Genomic DNA, 13,850 nt, shown 5'->3' with positions numbered 1-13,850 from the left:
GACCGGTGGCGAGCGGTGAGCGAGTGACCGAGCCCGTCGCCGGTCGACGCGTGGGGCTGGGCTACGCCTCCGAACGATACTGATTCAGCCGTCGCTGGAGTCGACGCGCCGCGTCGCCGGCGGCCTTCGCGAAGGCCTCGCCCTGGTCCTCGCCGGCGAAGATGATGCCGCGCGAGGAGTTGACGAGGCCGACGCCCTCCGCGAGCCCGTGTTCGACGGCCGCCTCCGCGTCGCCGCCCTGCGCGCCGACGCCGGGGACGAGAAACGGGAGGCCCGGCACCTGCTCGCGGATCGACTCCAGTTCCTCGGGCGCGGTCGCGCCGACGACGAGGCCGACGTTGTCGTGTGTGTTCCAGACGTCCGCCAGCGCGGCGACCCGCTCGTAGACGGCCTCGCCCGAGGAGAGTTCGAGGTCCTGCAGGTCCGCGCCGCCGGGGTTCGACGTCCGACAGAGCACGAAGACGCCCTTGTCCTCGCGGTCCAAGAAGGGCTGGAGGGAGTCGCGACCGAGATACGGATTGACCGTGATCGCGTCGACCTCGTCGAGCAGCTTCGCGTACTGGCGCGTCGTGTTGCCGATGTCGGCGCGCTTGGCGTCGAGGAGGACCGGGACGTCCTTGCCCTTCGCGTACGCGATCGTCTCCCTGAGCGACCGCCAGCCGTCGACAGTCTCGTAGAAGGCCGCGTTCGGCTTGTAGCAGGCGGCGTACTCGTGCGTGGCGTCGATGATCCGGCGGTTGAACGCCCACTGCGGGAGGTCCTTCTCGAGGAGGTGCTCGGGCAGTCGGGCCCGGTCGGCGTCGAGGCCGACGGAGACGACGCTGTCGACCTGCTCGATGCGGTCCGCGAGGCGCTCGAAGAACGGCGCGGTCATACGCTGCACTCTCCGCGGGGGGCCGAGTAGGTTTCCCTTCCGAGGCGGGCCGACCGGCTTCGCCACGGGGTCACGTTCGCATAATATCCGAGACAAAAGAGCAGTGGTGGATACTAAAAACTGACAATGCATACAGTGTTTATCGGTGAGGAAACGCTACGATACACTATGCCCAAGACCACATTCGAGACCATCGATACGCTGCTGGAGGGGGTACAGGCGGACGTCGAAGACGCCGATCTCGTCTTCAAACTCAGAACGGCGCGGCAACTGCTGCTCCTGTTACAGGAGCGCGAGGACGCCGGCCGACAGGCGCTCGACGAAGTCGAACTCGACGACGAGGCGCGAGACCGGCTCGAACGGCTCGGGTATCTAGAGTGACTTCCCGACGCCCGGTCGGCGTTCCGGCCGTCGCGTTCGCGCGCTGAGCTCCGGCGGCGCGGCGACCGTCGAAGGAGCGAGAAAACGAAGAGCGGAACTGAGAAACCGGAAACCGTTAGGGCCACGCCGCGGAAGGAAGCGGTATGACTGACGCCGCCGACCTCGCAGCGCGGGTCCGCGAGGGGGAGCTTCGGCTGCACGAACTGGACGATCACGCCGACGCCGACGTCGCGGCCGCGGCGCGACGACTGCTCGTCGAGACCGAGACGGGCGCGTCGCTCGATTCCGTCGGCGACTACGGCTTCCCGGCCGAGCGCGCGGAATCGAACATCGAGAACATGGTCGGGGCCGTGCAGGTCCCGATGGGCGTCGCCGGGCCCGTTCCGGTGAACGGCGGCGCCGCCTCCGGGGAGGCGTACCTCCCGCTGGCGACGACCGAGGGCGCGCTCCTCGCGAGCGTCAACCGCGGCTGTTCGGTGCTGTCGGCGGCGGGCGGCGCGAACGCGCGCGTGCTCAAATCGGGGATGACCCGCGCGCCCGTCTTCCGCGTCACCGACGTCGTCGAGGCCGAGGCGCTCGTCTCGTGGGTGCGCGACAACACCGACCGGCTGGTCGAGGCCGCGGAGTCGACGACGAGCCATGGCGAACTGCTCGGTGTGACGCCGTACGTCGTCGGCAACTCCGTCTACCTCCGGTTCCGCTACGATACGAAGGACGCGATGGGGATGAACATGGCTACGATCGCCACCGAGGCCGCCTGCGACGTCGTCGAAGCCGAGACCGAGGCGGAACTCGTGGCGCTCTCGGGCAACCTCTGTACGGACAAAAAGCCGGCCGCGATCAACGCGGTCGAGGGGCGCGGAAGGACCGTTACCGCGGACGTGACGATCCCCGGAGCGGTCGTCGAGGACCGACTCCACACGACGCCCGCGGACGTCGCGGAGCTGAACACGCGGAAGAACCTCGTCGGCTCCGCGAAGGCCGGCAGCCTCGGCTTCAACGCCCACGTCGCGAACGTCGTCGCGGCGATGTTCCTCGCGACCGGGCAGGACGAGGCGCAGGTCGTCGAGGGCGCGAACGCCATCACGACCGCTGACGTCCGCGACGGCGATCTCTACCTGTCGGTCTCGCTCGCGTCGCTCGAGGTCGGGACCGTCGGCGGCGGGACGAAACTCCCGATGCAGGCGGAGGCGCTCGACGTCCTCGGCGTCCGCGGCGGCGGCGACCCGCCGGGGTCGAACGCCGAGGCGTTCGCGGAGTACATCGCCGTGGGCGCGCTGGCGGGCGAGCTCTCGCTCCTCTCGGCGCTCGCCTCCCGACACCTCTCCAGCGCCCACGCGGAGCTGGGGCGGTAGATCGGAGCCGCGTTACCCCGGCGCCCGCAGATCCACTCATACTGGTTGTTCTCGTCTCCTCCCGGTGAGCGCCGTCAACGTAGTGGGCGCTCACCGGAACACAGTGAGAACAACCAGTATCACCCCCGCGTTTCGAGACGCGCGTCGTCGCCATCGCCGCCGGAGGCGCTGATCACGAGCAGCATCCCGACGGTGACCAGTCCCATTCCGGCGACGAGCAGCGGCGTGCCGAACGCTTCGACGCCGGGGGCGCCGGCTCCGCTGTTGGCGCCCAGACCGATCGAGAGCGCGACCCAGCCGACGCCGGACAGCGAGAGGCCGACGCCGCGGCGCCGCCGTCCCCCCGCGATCGCCGCCGCCGCGAGGAACGTGTGACCGACGAGAAACGCGGTCCCCGCGAGGACGAGCCGTCCGGTGACCGCCAGCGCGGCCCCGCCGACGAAGCAGACCGCGACGGCGACGCGCGCGAGCGTCCCGGCGAGCCCCGGTCCGGTCCCCGATGTCTCTCCCGGCATCGTCAGAGGAGCCGGTAGGTCCCCCGCGACTCGGAGGCGTCCCCGCGTCTGGTCAGTTTCTCGAGGATCTCGCGGGCCTTCTCGCCGGGAACACCCCGTTCCTCGGCGTACGCGACGACGTCCTCGGCGGTCGGCGCGTCGCACACAGAGAGCGCCTCGCGGACGACGTCGAGTTGGCTCCCGGACGACCCCGCCTGCGCTCCCTCGCCCGCGCGCTCGCCGGCGGCCGCGACTTCGTCGGCGTCGAGGCCCGCCCCCTCGAGGTACTCGCGGTCGTCGACGCCGCGCTCGTCAACCTCGCGTTCCATCTCCGCGACGTGCGCCGTTTTCGCGAACGCCTCGCTGTTGCCGCCGCGCTTTGCGAGCAGCGCCGACCGCGCCTGTCTGGCCGCCTCCCGGTCCTCGTCCTCGGCGAGCCGGCGGAGCGTCTTCGTCCGGTGCGTCCGACCGCAGCGCGGACACGTCGCGGTCTCCGCGGCCCGCAGATTCCGTACCAGCCACAGGTGTTCGCAGTCGCTGCAGCCCACGACGACGTACATGGCTCTCGGTTCTCCGCGTTCGGATTTGAACCTTCGGCTCGGGCGGGAGTCCGACCGCCCGAAAAAGCTCAGTGTGAGATCGCGGCGTGGCGGCGGTGCGGCCGCGGCGTGACGTTACGCCAGTCCGTGTCGATGTGGCCAGAAATCTCCGATACCTGGCTGCTCGACGAGTTGGCTTACGCCAGCTCGTCGATGTTCTCGACGACGGCCTCGGCGAACTCGGAGGTCGCGAGCTTCGTGCCGCCCTCGATCTGTCGGTGGAGGTCGTAGGTGACGTCGCCCTCGGAGATCGTCTTCTCGACGGCGTCGCGGATGAGCGACCCGGCGTCCTTCCAGCCCATGTACTCGAACATCTCCCGCCCCGAGAGGATCATCGCGGTCGGGTTCACCTTGTCCTGACCGGCGTACTTGGGCGCGGAGCCGTGGACCGGTTCGGCCAGACAGAGGCCGTCACCGTAGTTCGCGCCCGGCGCGATGCCGAGGCCGCCGATCTGCGCGCCGGCGGCGTCGGACATGTAGTCGCCGTTGAGGTTCATCGTCGCGATGACGCCGTACTCGTCGGTCCGGGTGAGAAGCTGCTGGAGCATGTTGTCCGCGATGCGGTCTTTTACCACCAGCTTGTCGTCGGGCTGTTCGCCGTCGTACTCCTCCCAGAGCTCGTCTTCGGTGATCGTGACGTCCCCGAACTCCTCGGCTGCGAGTTCGTAGCCCCAATCGCGGAAGGCGCCCTCGGTGAACTTCATAATGTTGCCCTTGTGGACGAGCGTGACCGAGTCGCGGTCGTTCTCGAGGGCGTACTCGATGGCCTGTCGGACGAGCCGCTTCGTCCCGAACTCGGTGATGGGCTTGACGCCGATGCCGATCGGACCGTCGTGCAGCATCTCGTCGTAGCCCATCTCGTCTTCGACGAACGCCTTGACCTGCTCGACCTCGTCGGTGCCGGCCTCCCACTCGATGCCGGCGTAGACGTCCTCGGTGTTCTCGCGGAACGTGACCATGTCCATCTGCGAGGGGTCTTTGACCGGCGAGGGGACGCCGTCGATGTAGTAGGTCGGGCGGACGTTCGCGTAGAGGTCGAGCTTCTGCCGCAGCGCGACGTTCAGCGAGCGGTAGCCCGCGCCGACGGGCGTCGTGAGCGGGCCCTTGATCGCGACGCGGTGGTCTCTGATCGCCTGCACCGTGTCGTCGGGGAGGTTCTCTCCGTACTTCTCGCGGGCGGACTCGCCGGCGTAGAGGCGCATCCACTCGATCGAGCGCCCGGTCGCCTCCGCCGCGGCGTCGAGAACCGTCTGGGCCGCGGGGCCGACGTCGGTCCCGATCCCGTCGCCGTGAATAATCGGGATAATCGGCGTCTCCGGCACGTTCAGCTCACCGGTCTCCTCGTCGGCGAGCGTGATCTTCTCCCCGGATTCGGGGACTTCGATCTGGTCGTAGCTCATAAACATCCGTCTCTTTCCGCACCGGGCGTAAATTACTGCCGTTATCGCTCTGGGCCAGAACCCTGTCTACCGGTACCATGGGGAGTTGTGCGGGCGGTTTCTGTCAATCGATCGCGCCCCGAATTCACTCGGTATCGAGTCTACGTTCCGCGGGCTCTCACACGGATTGGTCTCGTCCCGGTGAGCGCCGTCACCGGGGTGGGCGCTCACCGGTGAAACGTGAGACCAATCAGTGTCACTCGACGACGAGCCAGGGGACGTCCACCAGCGGCGGAATGTGCGTCTCGATGTGGTGCTCCCAGACGCCCTCCTCGCCGAACGCCTCCCCGTGGTCGGCCGTGACGACGACCGTACCGTCGAGTTTCGGGACCAGCTCCGCGACGGACTCGAGCGCGATTCTGAGGTTCTCCTCGTAGAGCTCGAAAGCGGTCTCTCGCGTCCCCTGCTGTACGAGATCGACGGGGTCGAGCTCGAGCCAGAGGCCGGCCTTCTGTGCGAGTTCGCTGCCCTCCAGCGCGCTCTCGATACGGGGGCGGACCGACTGCCCGAGCGACGCGATCCGACTCCCGCCGTCTGCCGCCCGCTCGTCGGCTTCTTCCTGCCGCCGGATTCCCTTCTGAATCTGTTTGAGCTTCTGTCCCGCCCCCCGCGAGAGATACGGCGCGTGCGGCTGCATGTAGTGGAGCACCGTCCGCTCGTTTCGCTCGACGAGGTCCCGATGCTCCGCGAGGGACGCTTCGAGGCTCTCGGGCGGGACCGTCCCGAGGTCGTCGTCCCAGCCGTGCTTCCAGACGTCGACGACGTCGGCGATGTGTTCGTTCGCCGTCCACTCGTACTCGCAGCTGGCCCCCCACTTGAGTTCGTTCAGCGGGATGCCCAGATCGTTGATGAACGGGTTCCCCGAGAAGTACGCGATGTCGTGCTCGCCGGTGAACGTCCGGGAGGCCCACTCGGGGGTCGACGAGCCCACGCTCCGGCGCTTTTCGACCGTCCCGTCGAGATACTCGTCGTAGACATCGCAGAACACGTCGTATCGGCACGCGTCCAGAACCAGACAGAAGTCCCAATCGGATCCGAGGAAATCCTGCGCCTTCATCACCGGTCGATCGTTATTTCTCGGACACCGTAGTAGTACTGTTTCCCGACACCTCTCCGAAGTGGGGTGTCGACGCAACCGACGCGTCCACGACACAAACACTCCTATACCCGTCCGTCCCATCGAGTACGACGAATGCACGACGCGTCAGAGTCCACCGAGCAGCCCGATACCGACGGCCCCGAGACGGAACCGGGTCCCGAGCGAATCACAGTCTACTCCGATTACGTCTGTCCGTTCTGCTATCTCGGCCGACAGTCGCTCTCGACGTACCAGTCCGAACGCGATGCGGCGCTGGAGATCGACTGGCGACCGTTCGACCTCCGGTCGGGGAAGCGTCGACCCGACGGAACGATCGACCACGACGTCGACGACGGCAAGGACGACGCGTATTTCGAGCAGGCGAAAGCGAACGTCAGAAAGCTCCGCGAGCAGTACGGCGCCGACGAGATGGACGTCGAGATCGCGACCGACGTCGACTCGCTCCCCGCGCAGGTGGTCTCGGTGTGGGTCCGCGAGACCCGCGGCTACGACACGTGGCTCGACTTCGACGAGCGAGTGTTCGAGGCGCTCTGGCACGAGGGGCGCGACATCGGTGACGCGGACGCGCTCGTCGAAATCGCCGAGGAAACCGGTATCGACGGCGACGCCGTCCGCGAGGTACTCGCAGACGAGGACCGTCGAGACGCGCTTCGGTCGCAGTTCCGGGACGCCCAAAAACGGGGAATCACGGGCGTTCCGACGTTCGTGTACGACGAACACGTCGCCCGCGGAGCCGTCCCGCCCGAGCAGCTCAGACGGCTCGTCGAGGGCGCGTGATGTGCCATCCCCGCCCGTCGCCGGAACTTCGACCGCAGATTCAGTTGTCCGCGGTCCCGTGCGGGACGGCCGAACCGCCGTCGGCGGCGACCTGCTCTGGGTCCTCGCCGGTCGGCGTCGCGTGCAGCCACTCGTCGGCCCACGACTCGATCTCGTCGAACACGGGACAGAGCGAGCGTCCCTTCGGCGTCAGCGAGTAGTACGTCGCGACGGGCGCGTCCTCCTCCAGCCGTCGGTTCACGAAGCCGAGCTCTTGGAGGTCGTCGAGCACGCGCGAAAGGGTCCGAGAGCTGGCGTCCGTCGATCGCTTGAGCTCGTTGAAGCGTTTCTCGCCCTCCTGGAGGTCGTGCAGGACGATGAGTCGCCACTGCGACCCGATCTGTTCGAGCGAGTCGATGACCGAGCACGCGTCGTCGTCGTAGGTCTCTTGGGGGTCTGGGGACACTGGTGTCACCTAGTGGCTTCTTCGTCCGCGAAGGTACATATGGTTTCGCCTCTATAGTAGGTAACAGAGAGATACCTGATCGGATCAGGAAACACGATGATGAAAACCAACGGACTCCACCACGTAAGTGCCGTCGCCAGTGACCCGCGGGAGAATCTCCGATTTTACACGGAGGTCCTCGGCCTGCGGCTCCTCAAGCGGACGGTCAACTTCGACGACACGACGACGTATCACCTCTACTACGGCGACGAGACGGGCACGCCGGGAACCGCACTCACCTTCTTCCCGTTCGAGGGCACGCGGCAGGGGCGACCGGGTCGCGGACAGGCGGTCGCGACGGCCTTCGCCGTCCCCGAGGGCAGTCTCGACTACTGGTCGGACCGACTCCGCGAGTCAGACGCGGCCGTCCACGACCGGCGGACGCGCTTCGGCGCGGCCGTCCTCCCGTTCGAGGACCCGGACGGCCAGCCGCTGGAGCTCGTCGAGGGCGGCGTCGACGGGTCGCCGATCGAACCAGGGGGCGACAGTCCCGTGCCCGAGGCGCACGGCATCCGCGGCTTCTTCGGCGTCACGCTGCACTCGGCGGAGCCGGCGGCGACGGAGAACGTCCTCGAGGTGCTCGGACTCGAGCGCTCTGGGTCGGAGACCGAACCCGACGACGGCACAGAGCGCGTCCGCTACGCCGCCGACGGCGACCACGCGACCGCCGTCGACGTGCTGCACCGCGGCCCGCCGCGCGGCCGCCCCGGCGTCGGCACCGTCCACCACGTCGCGTTCCGCGCCGACGACGAGGCGGAGCAGCTCGCGTGGCGCGAGCGCCTCTCGGAGGCGGGGCAGTTCGTGACGCCGCAGAAGGACCGACAGTACTTCCGCTCGATCTACTTCCGCGAGCCCGGGGGAATCCTCTTCGAGATCGCCACCGACGGCCCGGGATTCGCGATCGATGAGCCGGTCGAGGACCTCGGGTCGGCGCTCAAACTCCCGTCGTGGCTCGAAGACGATCGCGAGCGCATCGAAGCCGCGCTGCCGTCGCTGGACGGGGCGAGCGATGCGTCGGTGAAAAGCGAAAAGGCGGCGGCTGACGGAGGGGCGGACAAATGAGCCAAACGGACCCGCACGGAACGCAGCCGATCCGCACCGCCGGCGCGTCGCCGGAAGACGCGGACGCCGCCGTCGTGCTCGTCCACGGTCGCGGCGCGCGGGCGGACGGGATGCTCCAGTTCGCCCGGGAGTTCGGTCGCGAGGGAGTCCGCTACGTCGCGCCGCAGGCAGAGCGCGGCACGTGGTATCCGAACCGCTTCGTCGCGCCGATCGAGCGGAACCAACCCCACCTCGACTCGGCGCTCGCTCACCTCGGACGCGCCGTCGACGAGGCGCGCTCGGGCGGGCTCGCGTCCGAACGGATCGTCCTCGTCGGCTTCTCGCAGGGCGCGTGTCTCGTCTCCGAGTTCGTCGCCCGCGACCCGCGGCGCTACGGCGGCCTCGTGCTCCTCTCGGGCGGACTGATCGGCGAGGACGGCACCGAGTTTGACCACCAGGGCGACGTCGAGGGGATGCCCTTCTTCCTCGGCGTCAGCGACGACGACCCGCACATCCCGATGTCGCGCGCCGAGGAGACAGTCGAGGTCTTCGAGCGGCTCGGCGCCGACGTGCGGTTCGACCGCTACGAAGGGCGAGGCCACGGCATCTTCGAAGAGGAGATCGAGTACCTCGGCGCGCTCCTCGAGCGCGTTACGCGGTAGGAGGTTCGCGTCGTCCGCGGGCGCGTCGCGGCGTTGGACGTTCGCGTCGTCCGCGAGCGGGGCTCTCCCGCCGCGGCCCGCGGTCTCGCCTTCGGAACCTCTTTGGGCGGCTCCTCCGTTGGAACGGGTATGAGCGACGGACCCCTCGAGGAGGAGACGCTGGAGAAGTACCGGGAGGCCGGAGCGGTCCTTCGGGAGGTACTCGACGAGGCCGCGGAGATGGTCGAACCGGGCGTCACACAGCTCGAAGTGGCCGAGTTCGCCGAGCGCGAGATCCGAGAGCGAGCCGACGGCTGCGCCTTCCCCGCGAACATCAGCGTCAACGAGGAGGCCTCTCACGCCTCCCCCGGCCGCGACGACGACACCGAGTTCGGCGAGGAGATGGTCTGTCTGGACTGCGGCGTCCACGTCGACGGCTACATCGCCGACGCCGCCGTGACGGTTGACCTCTCCGGGAACCCCGAACTCGTCGAGGCCGCCGAGGAGGCGCTCGACGCCGCGCTCGACGCGGTCGCACCGGGCGTCGAGACCGGCGAGGTCGGCGCGGAGATCGAGGACGTGATCCGCGGGTACGGCTACACGCCCGTCCTGAACCTCTCGGGGCACGGCGTCGCCCAGTGGGACGCCCACACGGGCCCGAACGTCCCGAACCGCGGCACTGACCGCGGCGTCGAGCTCGAGGTCGGCGACGTCGTCGCGATCGAACCGTTCGCGACGACCGGCCGCGGGAAGGTCACCGAGGGGTCGAAAGAGGAGATCTACAGCCTCAAGCGCGATCGCTCGGTCCGGAACCGAGCGGCGCGAGAAGTCCTCGATCAGGTGACTGAGGAGTACAAGACGCTGCCCTTCGCGGCCCGCTGGCTGGAGGCCCCCCGCGCCGAGATGGCCGTCCGCCGGCTGAAGCAGCAGGGGGTCCTCCACGGCTACCCCGTGCTGAAGGAGGACGACGGCGAACTCGTCAGTCAGGCCGAACACACCGTCGTCGTCACCGAGGACGGCTGTGAGATCCTGACCGAGTGAGCCGAGCGCGAATGGAGAACGTATTCGCCCCCTGGCGGATCGAGTGGGTCGAGCGCGACCCCGAGGAAAAGGGGATCGACGGCTGTCCGTTCTGCGTCCTGCCGGAACGCGACGACGACAGGGAGAGCCGGATCGTCGCCCGCAGCGAGCACGCGTTCGTCATCCTGAACAACTACCCGTACAACCCCGGTCACGTGATGATCGTCCCGTACCGCCACACCGGCGAGTGGGGCGACCTCGCTGACGCCGAACTGCTGGATCACGCCCGGCTGAAGGTCGCGGCGATCGACGCGCTCGAAGACGCGCTCGCCCCCGACGGGGTCAACGCGGGCGAGAACCTCGGCAGCGCCGCCGCCGGCGGGTCGATCGACGACCACGTCCACACGCACCTCGTGCCGCGGTGGGGCGGCGACACGAACTTCATGCCCGTGATCGGCGACACGAAGGTGATCGTCGAGGCGCTCGAAGACACCTACGACCGGCTCCGCGAGTCGTTCGCGTCGCTGCCGGCGGCGACTGACGCGGTGACCAACGCGGAGAGCGGGGGCGCCGACCCGACGCGCGCCGTCCGACTTGATTTCGACCGCTGAGCCGACAGCTACTCCTGACACTCGCAGTCCCGATCGTGCAGCCGTGTGTTTATATACGAACCCGCGGCCAGACGCCCCGTGATCTGACGGCGATCCCGCGTCGCCCGCGGTTGTTCGGCACGTCGGCGCGGGGACGAGAGCGACGACGCTGCGACGGGGACGTCGTCGACGCGGGTGCCGACTGTTCGCCAAGAGACAGCTTCGGCTCTACGGCGCAGAACGACCTTCGGCGGGCGACGATCGGCAAAAGAACCGCCGGGCGGGAATGGAAGGGGCCGCGCTCTCGGCGAAGGTGGACCCTTCAAGCACCGCAGCGAGCGCAGGGAGCGAGGAGCGCAGAAGTGGTCCCCCGAGTCGAGAGCGTGGGGGCTTCCGAGGACAGCAACGTCTCTGTGTCGAGACCGACTGGTCCGTTTATCGAAAATTCGTACGGCGACCGAAGCGACTTAGCCCTCAGGGGAGTACGCACGGACGATGAGCGACGATCGGCGGCGAACCGTCCGCCGGGTGGGCGCGGTCATCCTCGCCGTCAACCTCGCGCTGGCGCTCGCGAAGGGAGGCGTCTGGTGGACCACCGGCAGCCTCGCCGTCGGCTCGGAGGCGGTCAACAGCGTCGCCGACAGCGTCTACAGTCTGGTCGTGCTCGCGGGGCTGTATCTGACGACACAGCCGCCGGACTTCGAGCACCCGCACGGGCACGAGCGCATCGAACCCTTCGTCTCGCTGTTCGTCGCCGTGGGCGTCTTCGCCGCCGGCGGGGCCGTCCTCTGGAACGCGACGACGTCGGTGCTGAACGGGACCTACGGCGTCCGGGCCGGAACCGCGGGCGTCGTCGTGCTCGTCGGGACGGCGGTCGCGAAGTACGGCCTCTACCGCTACTGTCTGCGGATCGGCGAGCAGCGACACTCGCCGGCGATTATCGCCGCGGCGCTCGACAACCGAAACGACATCCTCACCGCGGGCGCAGCGCTCGTCGGCGTCGTCGGCGCGTCGTTCGGCGCGCCGGTCCTCGATCCGATCGCCGCCGGCGTCGTCTCGCTCGGCATCTTCTACACCGGCTACGAGATCGTCCGCGACAACGTGAACTACCTCGTCGGCGCGGCCCCGCCCGAGGAGTTCCGTCGGGAGATCCTCGAGCGCGCGCTCGCGCACCCGGAGGTGCGGGGCGCACACGACGTCGTCGCCCACTACGTCGGCCCGGAAGTAGACGTCAGCCTCCACATCGAGGTCGAGGGCGATATGACGCTGTTCGAGGCGCACGATATCGAGTCCGCCGTCGTCCAGTCCGTCCGCGAGATGCCCGAGGTCGACGACGTGTTCGTCCACGTCGATCCGAGGGAACTCGGCGAGTGGAAGGAAGACGCCGCCGCGAACCGCCTGATCGGTACGGCCGTCGCGCGCGAGCGCGGCGGGGGCCGAGCGCGGCAGGCGTCCACGACAGAGCGGGCGGGCGAGCGCGGCGGCGCGGGCGAACACACCGAGGGTCAGAGCGAAGACGGCGGACAGAACGAAGAACACGACGAGACCGGCCGCACGCAGTCGGAGCCGGCGGACGGCTCCGACGGCGATCAGACCGGATCGCCGAACGCGTAGACCGTCTGGTGGCTGGTCACTTCCACGTCGAGGAAATCCCCGGGTTCGATGCCGCGCTCGGCGGCGTTGCGGACGATGATCTGCCGGTAGGCCTCATCGCGGCACTTCATCGAGTCTCCCGTGCCCTCGCGGACGGCCAGCACCCGGTGCGTCTCGCCGATCATCGACTCGTAGGCGTCGGCGACGACGTCCATCTTGAGTTCGGACATCTCCTTCGAGCGCTCCTTCTTCGTCGTGCCGCCGAGGCCCTTCAGATCGGCGGCGTCGGTACCGGGACGCTTCGAGAAGCGGGTGACGTTCACCTTCTCGGGGCGAACCTCGCGGAACAGCGCCATACTCTGGGCGTGGTCCGCCTCGGTTTCGGTCGGGAATCCGACGATGAAGTCCGTCGAGAGCGTCCAGTGATCCAGCCGCTCTGCGAACGTTTCGACGATCTCGGTGAACCCCTCGACGCGGTGTTGCCGCCGCATATCCTCTAAGACGGTGTCGGAGCCGGACTGGACGGGCAGGTGAATGAAGTTATAGAGCTTCTCGTGACGGTCGAAGACGTCGGCGAGTTCCGCTCGGATGCCGTGGACCCCGCCGGGGTTGGCCATCCCCACGCGGACGCGGAAGTCGCCGTCGATCTCCGTGCAGATTCGATCGAGGAGTTCGGGGAGCTTCCGCTCACCCTCGTCCCAGCCGTAGACCCCGGTGTCCTGTCCCGTTATTCGCAATTCCTTCGCGCCGGCGTGGACGAGCGCGCGGGCCTTTCGGAGGTTCTCCTCGACCGGCGGCGAGTCGACGCGGCCGGTCGCGAACTTCGTGATGCAGTACGAGCAGTTCGACAGACAGCCGCGAGCGATCGGGAGGATGCCGACGACGCCGTCGAGGACTGGCTCGGTCCCCGGCCCGGGCGTGGGACACTCGCCGTTGGTGACCGCCGCCGGGACGTCGTCCCAGTGGAGGATCTGCGCGTCGACGCCCTCCTCGCGGAACTCCTCGCCCTGCGCGAGCGCCATACAGCCCGTGACGATGAGGTCCGCCGTCTCCGACTCCAGTTCTTTGGCCCGGCGGAGCATATTGCGCTCCGTCTTCTCGACCACCGTGCAGGTGTTCATAATAGCGACGTCGGCTTCCTCCGGACCGTCGACGGGGTAGTGGCCGGCGTCGCGGAGCGCGCTCTCGATCTGCCGGCTCTCGCCGCGGTTGGAGGTACAGCCGTACGTCTCGATGTGATATCGGGCCATTCGGTCGGTACAGGCTACCCGATCCGCGGCCAAAAGCGCGACGGTTCAGTGTAGACCACGCGAGCGCGTTCCGCGTGATCCCCTCGGGTGAGGGCACTACACGGTCGTGATCGAGTCGGCGTTCGTTGCATCGAGCGCACCGTCCCGTTCCGACTGAGTCACGATGGGGCGATACCTTCCGAGGATGTCAGCAGCGTCGACGGCTGTCGCGAT

At 68.4% G+C, this 13,850-nt stretch carries 14 protein-coding genes and 1 pseudogene; 8 read left to right on the top strand and 7 right to left on the bottom strand.

Annotated features, from left to right (window positions below):
- Positions 1 to 61: 61 nt before the first annotated feature.
- Positions 62 to 874, bottom strand: coding sequence for an orotidine-5'-phosphate decarboxylase (gene pyrF, locus ACT3HL_RS13020; RefSeq protein WP_445087267.1), 813 nt, complete (start codon positions 872 to 874; stop codon positions 62 to 64).
- 168 nt (positions 875 to 1,042) lie between these two features.
- Here pyrF and ACT3HL_RS13015 point away from each other — a divergent pair, with 168 nt between their 5' ends.
- Together ACT3HL_RS13015 and hmgA are read left to right on the top strand one after the other, a co-directional pair.
- Positions 1,043 to 1,255: a hypothetical protein gene (locus ACT3HL_RS13015; RefSeq protein ID WP_445087266.1), complete on the top strand. Its 213-nt coding sequence runs from the start codon at positions 1,043 to 1,045 to the stop codon at positions 1,253 to 1,255.
- A gap of 143 nt (positions 1,256 to 1,398) precedes the next feature.
- On the top strand, positions 1,399 to 2,610 hold the full coding sequence (hmgA, locus tag ACT3HL_RS13010; RefSeq protein WP_445087265.1) for a hydroxymethylglutaryl-CoA reductase (NADPH): 1,212 nt from the start codon (positions 1,399 to 1,401) through the stop codon (positions 2,608 to 2,610).
- A gap of 119 nt (positions 2,611 to 2,729) precedes the next feature.
- On the opposite strand, the gene ACT3HL_RS13005 is transcribed toward hmgA, so the two are convergent.
- The 4 genes from ACT3HL_RS13005 to ACT3HL_RS12990 form a co-directional block, all read right to left on the bottom strand.
- Positions 2,730 to 3,125 (bottom strand): hypothetical protein, encoded by a 396-nt coding sequence (locus ACT3HL_RS13005; RefSeq protein ID WP_445087264.1) that lies wholly within the window; start codon positions 3,123 to 3,125, stop codon positions 2,730 to 2,732.
- Positions 3,126 to 3,127: 2 nt separating this feature from the next.
- A complete protein-coding gene (locus tag ACT3HL_RS13000) occupies positions 3,128 to 3,664 on the bottom strand; it encodes a DUF5817 family protein (RefSeq protein WP_445087263.1) in 537 nt (178 codons plus the stop codon).
- Positions 3,665 to 3,840: 176 nt separating this feature from the next.
- Positions 3,841 to 5,103, bottom strand: coding sequence for an isocitrate dehydrogenase (NADP(+)) (gene icd, locus ACT3HL_RS12995; RefSeq protein WP_445087262.1), 1,263 nt, complete (start codon positions 5,101 to 5,103; stop codon positions 3,841 to 3,843).
- Between the two features lie 235 nt (positions 5,104 to 5,338).
- The gene (locus tag ACT3HL_RS12990) at positions 5,339 to 6,199 is read right to left on the bottom strand and encodes a hypothetical protein (protein ID WP_445087261.1); all 861 of its coding nucleotides are present in this window, start codon (positions 6,197 to 6,199) and stop codon (positions 5,339 to 5,341) included.
- A 135-nt stretch (positions 6,200 to 6,334) separates the two neighbouring features.
- Between ACT3HL_RS12990 and ACT3HL_RS12985 the strand changes: the two genes are divergently transcribed.
- Positions 6,335 to 7,018, top strand: coding sequence for a DsbA family protein (locus ACT3HL_RS12985; protein ID WP_445087260.1), 684 nt, complete (start codon positions 6,335 to 6,337; stop codon positions 7,016 to 7,018).
- A gap of 40 nt (positions 7,019 to 7,058) precedes the next feature.
- Here the strand turns inward: ACT3HL_RS12985 and ACT3HL_RS12980 are convergent, their stop codons facing one another.
- A complete protein-coding gene (locus ACT3HL_RS12980; RefSeq protein ID WP_445087291.1) occupies positions 7,059 to 7,463 on the bottom strand; it encodes a winged helix-turn-helix transcriptional regulator in 405 nt (134 codons plus the stop codon).
- A 99-nt stretch (positions 7,464 to 7,562) separates the two neighbouring features.
- Between ACT3HL_RS12980 and ACT3HL_RS12975 the strand changes: the two genes are divergently transcribed.
- From ACT3HL_RS12975 to ACT3HL_RS12955, 5 genes and pseudogenes are all read left to right on the top strand, one after another.
- Positions 7,563 to 8,564: a VOC family protein gene (locus tag ACT3HL_RS12975; protein ID WP_445087259.1), complete on the top strand. Its 1,002-nt coding sequence runs from the start codon at positions 7,563 to 7,565 to the stop codon at positions 8,562 to 8,564.
- A complete protein-coding gene (locus ACT3HL_RS12970) occupies positions 8,561 to 9,205 on the top strand; it encodes a dienelactone hydrolase family protein (protein WP_445087258.1) in 645 nt (214 codons plus the stop codon). Before ACT3HL_RS12975 ends, ACT3HL_RS12970 begins: the two co-directional genes overlap by 4 nt.
- Before the next feature lie 129 nt (positions 9,206 to 9,334).
- A complete protein-coding gene (gene map / locus ACT3HL_RS12965) occupies positions 9,335 to 10,225 on the top strand; it encodes a type II methionyl aminopeptidase (protein ID WP_445087257.1) in 891 nt (296 codons plus the stop codon).
- Positions 10,226 to 10,236: 11 nt separating this feature from the next.
- Positions 10,237 to 10,815, top strand: coding sequence for an HIT domain-containing protein (locus ACT3HL_RS12960; RefSeq protein WP_445087256.1), 579 nt, complete (start codon positions 10,237 to 10,239; stop codon positions 10,813 to 10,815).
- 474 nt (positions 10,816 to 11,289) lie between these two features.
- Positions 11,290 to 12,192 (top strand): annotated as a pseudogene (locus tag ACT3HL_RS12955) (cation diffusion facilitator family transporter); the annotation flags it as partial.
- A 191-nt stretch (positions 12,193 to 12,383) separates the two neighbouring features.
- Here ACT3HL_RS12955 and ACT3HL_RS12950 read toward each other — a convergent pair.
- Positions 12,384 to 13,637 carry a tRNA (N(6)-L-threonylcarbamoyladenosine(37)-C(2))-methylthiotransferase gene (locus ACT3HL_RS12950; RefSeq protein ID WP_445087255.1) on the bottom strand — a complete coding sequence of 418 codons (1,254 nt, stop codon included), beginning with the start codon at positions 13,635 to 13,637 and terminating at the stop codon, positions 12,384 to 12,386.
- Positions 13,638 to 13,850 lie beyond the last annotated feature (213 nt).

The sequence above is a fragment of the Halobellus sp. GM3 genome (assembly GCF_052545375.1).
The sequence above is the reverse complement of the archived record's forward strand: the minus strand, read 5'-3'. Positions and strand labels throughout refer to the sequence as shown.